This window comes from Clostridium sp. BIOML-A1 (assembly GCF_009874105.1).
Taxonomy (GTDB): domain Bacteria; phylum Bacillota; class Clostridia; order Lachnospirales; family Lachnospiraceae; genus Coprococcus.
Map to the genome: position 1 here is coordinate 37,203 of NZ_WWTL01000012.1, position 11,956 is coordinate 49,158.

Annotated in this window: 12 protein-coding genes and 1 pseudogene; 10 read left to right on the forward strand and 3 right to left on the reverse strand. The window is 42.1% G+C overall.

The genetic code is table 11. The features are described from left to right. Window positions 1-10 precede the first annotated feature (10 nt). On the forward strand, window positions 11-1,255 hold the full coding sequence (argJ, locus tag GT641_RS10110; protein ID WP_044944736.1) for a bifunctional glutamate N-acetyltransferase/amino-acid acetyltransferase ArgJ: 1,245 nt from the start codon (window positions 11-13) through the stop codon (window positions 1,253-1,255). Between the two features lie 106 nt (window positions 1,256-1,361). Here argJ and GT641_RS10115 read toward each other — a convergent pair whose 3' ends face one another. Together GT641_RS10115 and GT641_RS10120 are read right to left on the reverse strand one after the other, a co-directional pair. Continuing rightward, window positions 1,362-2,021, reverse strand: a complete 660-nt coding sequence (locus tag GT641_RS10115; protein WP_161117465.1) for a GNAT family N-acetyltransferase — start codon at window positions 2,019-2,021, stop codon at window positions 1,362-1,364. 120 nt (window positions 2,022-2,141) lie between these two features. Then, on the reverse strand, window positions 2,142-3,023 hold the full coding sequence (locus tag GT641_RS10120; protein WP_161117441.1) for an Ig-like domain-containing protein: 882 nt from the start codon (window positions 3,021-3,023) through the stop codon (window positions 2,142-2,144). Window positions 3,024-3,530: 507 nt separating this feature from the next. Between GT641_RS10120 and GT641_RS10125 the strand changes: the two genes are divergently transcribed. The 6 genes from GT641_RS10125 to GT641_RS10150 all read left to right on the forward strand — a co-directional run bounded on the left by GT641_RS10125 (window position 3,531) and on the right by GT641_RS10150 (window position 10,368). Further along, window positions 3,531-4,283 (forward strand): DeoR/GlpR family DNA-binding transcription regulator, encoded by a 753-nt coding sequence (locus GT641_RS10125; RefSeq protein WP_008400090.1) that lies wholly within the window; start codon window positions 3,531-3,533, stop codon window positions 4,281-4,283. Beyond that, window positions 4,280-5,182: a 1-phosphofructokinase gene (gene pfkB / locus GT641_RS10130; RefSeq protein ID WP_008400087.1), complete on the forward strand. Its 903-nt coding sequence runs from the start codon at window positions 4,280-4,282 to the stop codon at window positions 5,180-5,182. Before GT641_RS10125 ends, pfkB begins: the two co-directional genes overlap by 4 nt. A gap of 78 nt (window positions 5,183-5,260) precedes the next feature. Then, window positions 5,261-7,324, forward strand: coding sequence for a fructose-specific PTS transporter subunit EIIC (locus GT641_RS10135; RefSeq protein ID WP_044944569.1), 2,064 nt, complete (start codon window positions 5,261-5,263; stop codon window positions 7,322-7,324). Window positions 7,325-7,505: 181 nt separating this feature from the next. Further along, window positions 7,506-7,769: an HPr family phosphocarrier protein gene (locus GT641_RS10140; protein WP_008400082.1), complete on the forward strand. Its 264-nt coding sequence runs from the start codon at window positions 7,506-7,508 to the stop codon at window positions 7,767-7,769. Between the two features lie 40 nt (window positions 7,770-7,809). Further along, entirely contained in the window at window positions 7,810-9,513 is a 1,704-nt protein-coding gene (ptsP, locus tag GT641_RS10145) for a phosphoenolpyruvate--protein phosphotransferase (RefSeq protein WP_161117442.1), read from the forward strand. A 552-nt stretch (window positions 9,514-10,065) separates the two neighbouring features. Beyond that, window positions 10,066-10,368: a hypothetical protein gene (locus GT641_RS10150; RefSeq protein ID WP_008400078.1), complete on the forward strand. Its 303-nt coding sequence runs from the start codon at window positions 10,066-10,068 to the stop codon at window positions 10,366-10,368. Window positions 10,369-10,383: 15 nt separating this feature from the next. Here GT641_RS10150 and GT641_RS13220 read toward each other — a convergent pair. Further along, a pseudogene (locus tag GT641_RS13220) lies at window positions 10,384-10,476 on the reverse strand (winged helix-turn-helix transcriptional regulator); the annotation flags it as partial. Between the two features lie 230 nt (window positions 10,477-10,706). Between GT641_RS13220 and GT641_RS10160 the strand changes: the two are divergent. The 3 genes from GT641_RS10160 to GT641_RS10170 are packed head-to-tail and all read left to right on the forward strand — an operon-like array spanning window position 10,707 to window position 11,939. Next, a complete protein-coding gene (locus GT641_RS10160; RefSeq protein WP_119962796.1) occupies window positions 10,707-11,144 on the forward strand; it encodes a cupin domain-containing protein in 438 nt (145 codons plus the stop codon). A gap of 16 nt (window positions 11,145-11,160) precedes the next feature. Next, complete coding sequence (locus GT641_RS10165) at window positions 11,161-11,493, forward strand: carboxymuconolactone decarboxylase family protein (protein ID WP_021944795.1); 333 nt, start codon at window positions 11,161-11,163, stop codon at window positions 11,491-11,493. Between the two features lie 8 nt (window positions 11,494-11,501). Next, on the forward strand, window positions 11,502-11,939 hold the full coding sequence (locus GT641_RS10170; protein ID WP_161117443.1) for a DUF3783 domain-containing protein: 438 nt from the start codon (window positions 11,502-11,504) through the stop codon (window positions 11,937-11,939). Window positions 11,940-11,956: the final 17 nt, after the last annotated feature.

Consider the following 11,956-nt stretch of genomic DNA (forward strand, 5'->3'; position numbering starts at 1 on the left):
ACGGATGATTATGAAGAAGAAAACATACGAAGGATACACATATGTAGACGGTGGTGTCTGTGCAGCAAAGGGATTTGTGGCAAATGGTATAAACTGCGGACTGAATTCCGATAAGAATAAGAATGATCTGGGTATGGTTTACAGCAGTACAGTCTGTAATGCAGCAGCCGTATATACACAGAACAAGGTAAAAGGTGCGCCAATCCTTGTAACTAAGGAGCATCTGAAGGCAACAGGCGGCAAAGCCATGGCAGTTGTCGTTAATTCAAAGAATGCAAATACCTGTAATGCGGATGGCGTGGAAAAGGCAGAGCGGATCTGCGAGCTGGCAGCAGATGCACTGGGAATCGATGCAGATATGATCATCAATGCATCGACCGGTGTGATTGGTCAGATCATTCCGATCGAACCATTTGAAGAGCACATGAAAGAGCTTGCTGGCGGTTTAAGTGCCGATGGCAATGATAAGGCTGCAAATGCGATCATGACGACAGATACAGTTGATAAGCAGGTTGCAGTAGAATTCACACTTGGTGGCAAGACCTGTCGTCTTGGTGGAATGGCAAAGGGAAGCGGTATGATTCATCCGAATATGGCAACCACGCTGAACTTTATCACAACGGATGTTGCAATCTCAGCCGATATGATCCAGAAGGCTCTGAGTGAGATCGTAAAGGTAACCTATAATTGTCTGTCTATAGATGGTGATACATCGACAAATGATACTTTAAGTGTTATGGCAAATGGACTTGCAGGAAATGAAGAGATCGTAACAGAAAATGACGACTATGCAATTTTCAAGAAAGCACTGTACATCGTTATGGAGTGTATGACGATGATGCTCGCAAGTGATGGAGAGGGCGCAAGCAAGATGCTGGAATGTACAGTATCAGGAGCACCGGATCAGGACACAGCGATCATCGTCGCAAAGAGCATTATCCGTTCCCCACTGACCAAATGTGCGATGTTTGGTGAAGATGCAAACTGGGGACGTATTCTCTGTGCGATCGGATATGCAGAAGCAGATTTCGATATCGATAAAGTAGATGTAGATCTTGAATCTGAGAAGGGAATCGTAGAGGTGTGCAGAAATGGTTCCGGTATTCCATTTTCTGAGGAAAAAGCCTCTGAGGTATTATCTGAGGATGATATCTATATCAACGTCAATCTGAATCAGGGCGAAGCATCCGCCAAGGCGTGGGGCTGTGACCTGACTTATGATTACGTTAAGATCAACGGTGATTATCGTTCATAAATAAAAAGTGCCACCGATAGACGGTTAGCCTTGATATGATTGGTTAAAAATAACCGCTCTCAGTTTGCAGGCTGGGCGGTTATTTTTTATACTTATAGTGCGCTGATTAGCGTGTTCCAAATGAATCCGTCCAGAGTGGCATATAGCCGCTTCGGATGGCTACTGCTTGGGAAGCCAGATTTGTAACAGATGCACTATAAAATGGAATCATATTTCGTTCCAGAATTTCGACTGTCAGATTTCTAACCAGCAAACGGGCTAGACCATATCCTCTCCAGTTCTTTTTTACATCAATTCCAACTTCCATCAGTTTACCGGTGGGAGCAGCACCCGCAATGGCTATTATTTCATTATCTTTTATTGCACATAAAACGATGGTTGTATTTGTATTTCCTTCTGCATCAAAAGCCAGTGAATTTTCAAAGCCCTCGATATCACATAATGTTTTAAGGTTGTTATCTTCATATAATTTGAACGAAAAGGTATCTGAAAGATGTAATTTAACCATTTGTTTCAGGTCAGGAATGTAATGAATAGTCTGACCAAAAATCAAGGTACTTTCATATAATTCGTCTCGAGTTTTACCTGATAACAGTTGTTTTCCAAGTTCATATTTTTCTTCAGACAGAGAAATGATATTTGTATCTCTGATGCTGAGAATTTTAACATAATTTTTAGCAGCCTTTTTGTTCTTTACGAAATGTGTGCCTTCTTCTTTTAATTGATCTGTTGAACAATTTATGTAGCCGGCAATGTAGTCATATATTTATTATTTATCTCATCTTTATTAATATAAGAATTATTCATGATTTTCTCCATAAGTATAGTCAAACAGGGAGATAAAAACTTATCTCCCTGAAATGAATGATTTGCATTTGAACTGTGCTTAATACCGTGTATCTACTGAAAAGCCTGTTTGCTGCAGGGAAGATTTCGTTATGGTTCGGAACCAGTGAATGGAGGAGTTGTAGTTTCCCTCTACTACTGTTACAGAATCGCTCGTATGTGAGATGACGATAACGGAATGATAATTACCGATCCGGATATGGTCGCCGTTCTTGATTGCGGAGAAATCTTTATGCGTTTTTACAGGTGCATCTTTGCCGAATACAGTATCACTGATCTTTCCGGCAAGGGCGATACAGCCATAGCAGTACATGTTCTTTGCCTTCCAGAAATAGAAGTCGTCATTTGTCCATGTTGTACCTTCTTTATATGTATTCTGTAATGCAAGGATTTTCTTTTTTACAGTCTCTTCACGGGATTCTTTTTTCGCTGCTGTAACAGTGACCTTGCACTTTAATGTCTTTATCTTTCCGTTCTTTTTATAGGTAGCTTTAATAACGGTGGAGCCTGCCTTTTTTGCAGTAACCTTACTTTTCTTTGAAACTGTGGCAATCTTCTTATTAGAAGACCTCCATGTTACCGTTCCCTTTACATTTTTTGTTTTTAACTGGTAAGTTTTGCCCTTCTTCAGCTTTAAAGATGTTTTATTCAGCGCAGCTTTCTTGGCCGTGGTCTTGCTTGCGGTAAGGGTGGCATCATTTGTGGTTGTATTTGTAGTAGAAGTGGCAGTGTTTATAGCTGCGGTCTTACTTGTGGCAAGGGCAGCATTGGTGCCTGTGTATGTACTGACAGCGGAAACTGTGCGCTCATTTAAAGTTGCTGCCTGAACTGCTGCCTGTGCTGGCAATGCAGTTACGATAACCATACCGAGCAGGCTGCATCCGATGATTGTACGTTTCCAGAAAGAATTGGAATGTTTCATAGAAATTACCTCCGAATTATGTAATTAAAATATTTGATCTGTTAACTTAATAAGTTCCCCCATATCAGCTAATGCAGATATTTATATTATATATGTAATTTTAGACACGAACAACCGGAAATATATGGTGACGTCCCATTTTATATTTTAGAATTTCGTACGCAAAAAAGAACTCTATAATGAGATCCTTTTTGGAAGAGGCGCGGCTATGACCCTTTGGCTGATGTCATATATCAATCAGCAATATTCGATATAGCAGATTGGTTATCGACCGGCAGGTGGTCTTATAACGAGACTGCCTGCTTTCTTTAATTCCGTTTCTTTCATATTTGTTCAAAAAACTTCAAAAAAATGCAAGTTAATGATTGATTCTGAACAAAATGTGTGTTAATATAAATTCAAGTTGAACGAATATGATTGATTTTGAATGAAAAATTGGTTATAATGCATATATATGAATTGAATTGCAAATAATAAAATGATTTGATAATAAGGAGACCTATATATATGCTTACGGAAGAAAGATATAACAAGATACTGGAAGCTCTGAAGAACAAAGGAACGATCACAGTTGCAGAAATGACAGAGTGCACAGGAGCATCAGAATCAACCATAAGGCGGGATCTTATCGCTCTCGATGAAATGGGAAAACTGAATAAGGTACACGGAGGAGCTACAGCAGTTGCACACCAGTTTATTGCAGATGAGATTGCGGTCAGTGTAAAAGAGCAGCTCTGTGTGGAAGAAAAGAAAGCAATTGCGCGGTATGCGGTGAATATGATCAATGATGACGATTTTATTTTCATAGATGCAGGAACAAGTACCGGATGGATGATCGAGTATCTGGAATCAACCAGAGCGACATTTGTCACAAACGGAATTGCACATATCAAACGGCTGATGAACAAAGGACTTCGGGCATACATGATCGGAGGACTCGGAAAGCCGGTCACAGAATCTACGGTAGGTGCAGATGCTGTAAATAATATGAAGATGTTCAATTTCTCAAAATGCTTCCTTGGAACCAACGGTGTACATACAGATTACGGTTTCACGACAGTCGATGTAGAAGAAGCACTTGTAAAGATGGAAGCGGTCAACCGATCTTATGCAAGTGTTGTCCTTGCCGATCACACGAAGTTTGACAAGGTTACAGCGGTTACATTTGCAGGAATCAAGAAGGCGTGTATTATCACCGACCGACTTGTAAATGATAAGTATGCAGATGCAACAGTCATAAAGGAGGTAATGAAGGAATGATCTACACAGTAACTTTCAATCCGGCAATCGATTATGTTGTCAGAATGGAAAAACTGGAAATCGGTTCGGTAAACAGAAGCAGAGAAGAAGCCCTGTTCTACGGTGGAAAGGGAATCAATGTTTCGACAGTCCTTAAGAATCTGGGCGTAGATTCTGTAGCACTTGGATTTGTTGCAGGCTTTACCGGAAAAGCGATTGAAGAAGGAGTCGCTGCCCTTGGTGTAAAAGCTGATTTCATCACGGTTTCAGATGGCGTTAGCAGAATCAATGTTAAGCTGAAAGCCGGAGAAGAAACAGAGATCAATGGAAAAGGCCCCAATATCAGCGATGCAGAACTGGAAGAACTTTATAAGAAATTAGATGGTTTAACAGACGGTGACTGTCTGGTTCTGGCAGGAGCGATCCCACCATCTTTACCATCTGATGTGTACGAGAAAATCATGGCAAGACTTGCAGGCAAGAAGGTTGATATCGTAGTCGATGCTACGAAGGATCTCTTGTTAAATGTTCTCAAGTATCATCCGTTTCTTATCAAGCCGAATAACTTCGAGCTTGGAGAAATGTTTGGCGTAACACTTCATTCCGATGAGGAGATTGAAGAATATGCAAAGAAATTACAGGCACTTGGAGCAAGAAACGTAGCGGTCTCTATGGCAGGAGACGGATCTATGCTGATCACAGAGAACGGAGAGACATACAGAATGGGCGTTCCAAAAGGAAAAGTTGTTAATTCTGTAGGAGCCGGAGATTCCATGGTGGCAGGATTTATCGCAAGCTATTTTGCAGAGCATGATTACAAGAAAGCATTAAAGTACGGCGCAGCAACAGGCAGCGCAACCGCATTTTCAGAAGGACTTGCAACAAAAGACCAGGTTGAGAAGCTTTTAGGACAATTTTAACAGTTGGGGAAAAGGGAGAAGAATCGACTGACCTGACCAGATCCTGATAAACCGGTATTTGAATAAAGGAGAATGAGTATGAGAATAAGGGAGTTATTAAAAAAAGAAGGAATTGCCCTTGGTGTAAAAGTAGATTCTAAAGACGCAGCGATTGATTATCTGATCGATCTTCATGCAAAATCGGGCAATATAACAGATAAGGCAGAATTCAAGAAAGGAATTCTTGCAAGAGAAGAATCCGGTTCGACCGGAGTTGGAGAGGGAATCGCGATTCCTCATTCCAAGAATGCAGCAGTTAAGCAGCCGGGACTTGCAGCTATGACAGTACCGGACGGTGTAGATTATGATTCATTAGACGGACAGCCTGCAAACCTGTTCTTCATGATCGCAGCACCGGAAAAGGGCGCAGATGTACATCTGGAAGTATTATCAAGACTCAGTATGTTGCTGATGGATGAGAACTTCAGAGCAGAACTTCTTGCAGCAAAGAATGCAGATCAGTTCTTAGATATCTGCAGCAAATATGAGATGGAAAAGTTCGCGGATGAACTTGGAGAAGCAACAGAAGATAAGAAAGAAAACGCACCGGAAAAGACAGGATACAGAGTCCTTGCAGTTACAGCATGTCCGACCGGTATCGCACATACATTTATGGCAGCGGAAGCCCTTGAGAAAAAAGGAAATGAAATGGGCATTACGATCAAGGTTGAAACAAATGGTTCCGGCGGTGTTAAGAATCGTCTGACAGCAAAGGAGATTGAAGAATGTGATGGTATTATCGTAGCAGCCGATAAGAATGTAGAGACCGCAAGATTTGACGGCAAGCCAGTTCTTTTTACAAAGGTAGCAGATGGTATCCACAAACCGGAAGAGCTTATCAATAAAGTGATCGATGGCAAGGTTTCGGTGCATCATGAGAGCGGAAAGAAAGCAGAGGAAGAAAGCGCAGGCGGAGTTGGAAGTCAGATCTACAAGCATCTGATGAGCGGTGTATCCCATATGCTTCCATTCGTTATCGGTGGCGGTATCATGATCGCACTGGCATTCCTGATCGATACAATCTGTGGATATGGTTCAACCGGTGGTTCAAACTTCGGTACCTGTACACCACTTTCCGCATTCTTTAAATATGTCGGAGATCTGTCCATGGGACTGATGGTTCCGGTACTTGCAGGTTATATCGCATATTCGATCGCAGATCGTCCGGGTCTTGCAGTTGGATTTACCGGCGGACTTCTTGCTTCATCCGGTAATGCAGCGATCGCAAAATATATATGGGCAGGTGCAAGTCTTTCCCCATTCCAGAATTTTATTGCAAAATTCGGTTTTGTAGGCGAAGGCTCCGGTAATACAGTATCCGGTTTCTTAGGTGGTATTCTTGCAGGTTTCCTTGCAGGTTATATCGTACTTTTATTAAAGAAGATGTGTTCAAAGTTCCCTCAGTCATTAGAGGGTATCAAGCCAACATTGATCTATCCGTTAGTTGGTATTTTCCTTGTAGGCGTATTGATGGTATTTATCTTTAATCCATTGATCGGCCTTATAAATACAGGACTTTCCAATATGCTTACATCACTTGCAGATAAGAATCTGTTAGCTCTCCTTGGTCTGATCCTCGGAGCAATGATGGCGATCGACATGGGCGGTCCTATCAACAAGGCAGCTTATGTATTCGGCTCGGGAATGCTTTCTACAGCAGCAGACCTTGTATCAGCCGGTGCATCCCAGAGTGATGCAGCCGTTCAGGCATGCTACATTTCCATGGCAGCCGTAATGATCGGCGGTATGGTTCCACCAATGGGAATTGCACTTGCATGTAAGCTGTTCCCTAAGAAATTCACAAAGGCAGAAAGAGGCTCAGCCGTTTCTAACTTTGTAATGGGTTGTTCCTTCATCACAGAGGGTGCGATTCCATTTGCAGCAGCAGATCCGCTTCATGTTATCCCATGTACCCTGGTTGGTGCAGGTGTAGCAGGAGCATTATCAGCAGCATTCAAATGTACACTGATGGCACCACACGGAGGAATCTTCGTATTTGCAACAGTAGGACATCCATTATTCTACATTCTTTCATGGGTGATCGGTTCTGTAGTAACCTGTTTACTGCTCGGTCTGATCAAGAAAAATGTAGCAGAAGAATAAAAACAAAAACCCTATCCTTTTTAATAACGGTGGGAACAGAAAGAATCTGTTCCTGCCGGATATAAATAAAACAGGAATATTTCAAATGTTAAATCAAAAGTAACAATGTTGATCATGCGTTTGTCCGAATCGGACAAATGATAAAAGAAATAAAAAGAGATATAAAAAGGAGAAGATAATTATGGTATCACAGACAGTTAAAGTTATTAATGAGCAGGGATTACACATGAGACCGGCAGGAGTATTTGCAAAGGAAATGACAAAGTTCAAATGTAACGTAACAATCGATATTGCCGGTAAGAGAATCAACGCAAAGAGCGTTATGCTGATCATTGCAGCATGTATTAAGTGTGGAACAGAGATGACAATTGAGTGTGACGGTGAAGACGAGCAGGCAGCTCTCGCAAAGGCAGTAGAGTTGGTTGAATCCGGTCTTGGCGAATAGTCAGACAGCATTCTTTCATCTGGAAAGCGGGGTAGAAGATATGTTAAAAGGAATAGGCGGCTCAGCCGGTTATGGCATCGGAAAGGTTGTCATCATCAGTGATGGCAAACCGGAATATAAGCAGCATACAGTAACAGATACAGATGCTGAACTTCAGAGATTTGAGAATGCTATGGAAGTTTTTGTTGAAAAGACTCAGAAAATGGCAGATGCAATGAAAGAAAAGGTTGGAGGACATAATGCAGAGATCCTGGAAGGACATATCGTTTTGATGAGTGATCCATTTATGCAGGATCAGGTCAAGGAGTTGATCGGTAATGGCGAATGTGCAGAAGCAGCCGTTGACAGCGTATGTGATATGTTCGTATCCATGTTCTCCCAGGTAGATGATGAACTGACCAGACAGAGAGCAACTGACGTAGGAGATATCCGTGTCCGTATGCTTAAGATCCTTACCGGTACGCCGGATATTAATATCGGAGATGTTCCGGCAGGTACAGTGATCGTCGCAAAGGATCTGACACCATCCATGACAGCAGGAATCGTAAAGGAAAATGTAGCAGGTATTATCACCGAGATTGGCGGTAAGACTTCTCATTCAGCTATTCTTGCAAGAGCACTTGAGATCCCTGCTGTACTTAGTGTAGATGGTATCGTAGATCAGGTGTCCGATGGTATGATGGCAGTTGTAGACGGATGCGAAGGCGTTTGCATCTTAGAACCTGCGATGGATGAGATCGCAGAATATGAGACAAAGCGTGCAGATTACCTGAAAGAGAAGGAACTGCTTCAGATCTACAGAGGAAAAGATACAGTAACTGCTGATGGAACAAAGGTAGCTTTATATGGCAATATCGGCAATCCAGAGGATGCCAAGGGTGTTGTAGCTGCTGATGGTGAAGGCGTAGGCTTATTCCGTACTGAGTTCCTGTTCATGGGAACAGACAGCTTGCCAACAGAGGACGAGCAGTTTGAAGCATATAAGGCAGCAGCCGAGACGATGCAGGGTAAAGAAGTTATTATCCGTACACTGGATGTCGGCGGCGACAAAGATATCCCGTATCTCGGATTGGAAAAAGAAGACAATCCGTTCCTTGGTTTCCGTGCAGTCAGATATTGTCTGAAAAATGAGGACAGCTACAAGGTACAGCTTCGTGCATTGCTTCGTGCGAGTGCATTTGGCGATATTAAGATCATGGTTCCGCTTGTTACCTGTGTGGATGAGATTCGACGGGTAAAAGAACTGGTAGCGGAACTTAAGAAGGAGTTAGATTCAGAGAAAATCGCATATAACAAGGATATTCAGGTCGGCGTTATGATCGAGACTCCTGCAGCCAGCCTGATCGCAGATCTTCTGGCAAAGGAAGCTGATTTCTTCAGTATCGGTACAAATGATCTGACCCAGTACACAATGGCAGTTGACAGAGGAAATGCCAAGGTTGCATATCTGTATTCCGCATACAATCCTGCTGTTCTTCGTTCTATGAAGAATGTTATTGAAGCAGGAAATGCAGCAGGCATCATGGTAGGTATGTGTGGTGAAGCAGCTGCTGATCCGTTACTGATCCCACTTCTGATCTCCTTTGGACTGGGAGAGTTCAGTGTATCGGCAACTTCTGTTTTAAGAACCAGAGGCACGATTGCCAAATGGTCAAAGGCAGATGCAGATGCTCTTGCAGCAAAAGCATTGTCCTTATCCACAGAAGCTGAAGTGGCTGAACTGTTAAAAGTCTCCGCAAGATAAGCGAAAAGCCCATATCTGTTTTGTTTGGAACAGAATGAAAGATATTAAAAGCAACTAGTACTATAATTACACCTATTATTCCGCAAGTCGTTTGCACTCTATTTCAACGCAGCGGTACTAAGCTCCTTGCCTATGGCAACTCGCTAAGGACCGGCGTTGAAAAAGGCTTGCTACATAATAGTGTAATATATAGTAACTGTTGCTTTTGTAATATATCGGATAGTTCCAAACAAAATAGATATGAAAGTTTCTGCAATTAGCGCAGGATGGGTTTAAAAGTGCATTATTTTCTGAGACGGTTTTCTGCATATTTGAACAGCCGGGTAAATGTCAAGAATAAATTTTTTACAAAATTTGAAAGCTTGAGTGTGGGTTTTTCCGAATTTCTTACGAAAATTAATTTGCACTGGAATTTTATGGAAAATATTTGGTAATATTAATAATATAGAAGTCTGAAATAAAAAAGTTATTTTTTAGCCGTAGCGGCAAGACGAAACAGGGCACATGTTGGCAGTTGGAGATGTTTTCAATAGGTAGAGAGGAAGATAGGTTATGTTTGAAAACGAAAAAGTGAAACATGTAAAATTTGGTGAGGGGAATGTAGTTGAATGTGATGGTACACACATCCGTATTTTATTTCAGTGTGAGAATATAGAAAAGACTTTCACTTATCCGACCGTATTTGAGAAGTTTGTAAGATTTGACAGTCAGGACGCACAGGATAGGGTCACAGATGATCTGAATACCGCAAAAGAGGAGGCTGCAAAGCTGGAAAATCTCAGAAAATTATTCATGGCTGAGCAGGCAAAGAAGCGAAAGCTGGAGAAAGCAGCCAAGGCAGCAAAGAAAAGATAAAGCAAGAGCACCCGGTCGGGGGATCAGCCCATCTTCTTCCATTGAGCGAAGACTGTTGGTCAGAACCTTCTGGCTGATACCGGTCAGATCATGTTTAAGTTCGTTGAAATAAGGCTACCGCAATCCCACTGGCTTTAGACAATGGGTAGTTCACTACTGAGAATACTTACTTCATAAAAACTTCATACAAAAAAGTTCTTGACTTGGAGTAAGGTTCAAAGAGTATGATAGGAGTGTACGAAAAAGGTATGCTCCTTTTTCGTATATAAATACGGGAAACATCAGAACATAAGAGCATAAGCTCTGAAGCAGGTTTAAGTAAGATGGAGAGTGATAGTATGAAGACTACAAGCAGAGAAGAATTTGAGAAGCAGAACGTATTTGGAACAGGAACAGCAAATACAGCATATGCACAGTATTTTATCGGAGATTCCTTTTTGAATCCACTGACCGATCCCAATAAGACAGCAGTATTTCTTGCAAATGTAACATTTGAACCGGGATGCCGTAACAATTGGCATATCCATCACGCAACAAAGGGCGGTGGACAGCTTCTGATCTGCACAGCCGGAGAGGGCTGGTATCAGGAAGAAGGAAAAGAGGCAGTCAGTCTTGTACCGGGAACTGTAATTACGATTCCGGCAGAGGTAAAGCACTGGCATGGTGCAAAGAAGGATAGCTGGTTTTCCCATATCGCAGTAGAAGTACCGGGGGAGAATTGCAGTAATGAATGGTGCGAACCGATTACAGATGAAGAATATAATAAGTTAGCATAGGAAAGGTGGATCTATCATGGCAGTAAAGCAGACAGCAGGAAGAACACAGCTTGGAGAATTTGCTCCAAAGTTTGCAGAATTAAATGATGATGTATTATTTGGTGAGGTATGGAGCAGAGAAGATAAACTGTCCCTCAGAGACAGATCTCTTGTAACCGTAGTTGCATTGATGGCGCAGGGACTTACAGACGAATCTTTTCGTTATCACCTGATGAGTGCAAAGGCAAATGGAATCACGCAGGAAGAAATCGCTGAGATCGTTACACATGCAGCATTTTACTGTGGATGGCCAAAGGCATGGGCAGTATTCCGTATGGCAAAAGAAGTCTGGGCAGAAGAAGATAAGTAGGAGACGGCATGGAAAAGTTAGTATTAATACATGTAGATGACATCGAATATCACAAGATACGGAACATTGCGAGCCGGATGAAGATCACTGTAGACCGGATACCGGAAGAAATAGTGACAGCGAATTATAAGTTGGGCGAGCTTGTAAATGGAGTCTATAAAAACGCCGCAGATACGATAGATGGAACTGGTCGGGAACAGGAAAATGTGACAGGACATTCTTCGGAGACAGGGGTGATGAACGCACAGGCAAAGAGCCGTGCAGACAGCTTAATTCTGGTATGCAATCTGAAAGAAAAACGGCTGGATAAGATGTTGTTTGAGCTTCGTCATGCTGAGGTGAAGGTTATGTACAAAGCCATTCTGACACCAAGTAATCAGAACTGGACAGTTCCGATGCTGATGCAGGAGCTTCGCAGAGAACGATTTGCAATGATGAGAAAGTAAAAAAAGATCGTACAGGG

Bases quoted from the DNA above. Each gene is read 5' to 3' on its own strand.
- GT641_RS10165 (WP_021944795.1), top strand. From the start codon at position 11,161: ATGGCAGTAAAGCAGACAGCAGGAAGAACACAGCTTGGAGAATTTGCT.
- GT641_RS10125 (WP_008400090.1), top strand. From the start codon at position 3,531: ATGCTTACGGAAGAAAGATATAACAAGATACTGGAAGCTCTGAAGAAC.
- argJ (WP_044944736.1), top strand. From the start codon at position 11: ATGAAGAAGAAAACATACGAAGGATACACATATGTAGACGGTGGTGTC.
- GT641_RS10160 (WP_119962796.1), top strand. From the start codon at position 10,707: ATGAAGACTACAAGCAGAGAAGAATTTGAGAAGCAGAACGTATTTGGA.
- ptsP (WP_161117442.1), top strand. From the start codon at position 7,810: ATGTTAAAAGGAATAGGCGGCTCAGCCGGTTATGGCATCGGAAAGGTT.
- GT641_RS10170 (WP_161117443.1), top strand. From the start codon at position 11,502: ATGGAAAAGTTAGTATTAATACATGTAGATGACATCGAATATCACAAG.
- GT641_RS10135 (WP_044944569.1), top strand. From the start codon at position 5,261: ATGAGAATAAGGGAGTTATTAAAAAAAGAAGGAATTGCCCTTGGTGTA.
- GT641_RS10140 (WP_008400082.1), top strand. From the start codon at position 7,506: ATGGTATCACAGACAGTTAAAGTTATTAATGAGCAGGGATTACACATG.
- GT641_RS10150 (WP_008400078.1), top strand. From the start codon at position 10,066: ATGTTTGAAAACGAAAAAGTGAAACATGTAAAATTTGGTGAGGGGAAT.
- pfkB (WP_008400087.1), top strand. From the start codon at position 4,280: ATGATCTACACAGTAACTTTCAATCCGGCAATCGATTATGTTGTCAGA.
- GT641_RS10120 (WP_161117441.1), bottom strand. From the start codon at position 3,023: ATGAAACATTCCAATTCTTTCTGGAAACGTACAATCATCGGATGCAGC.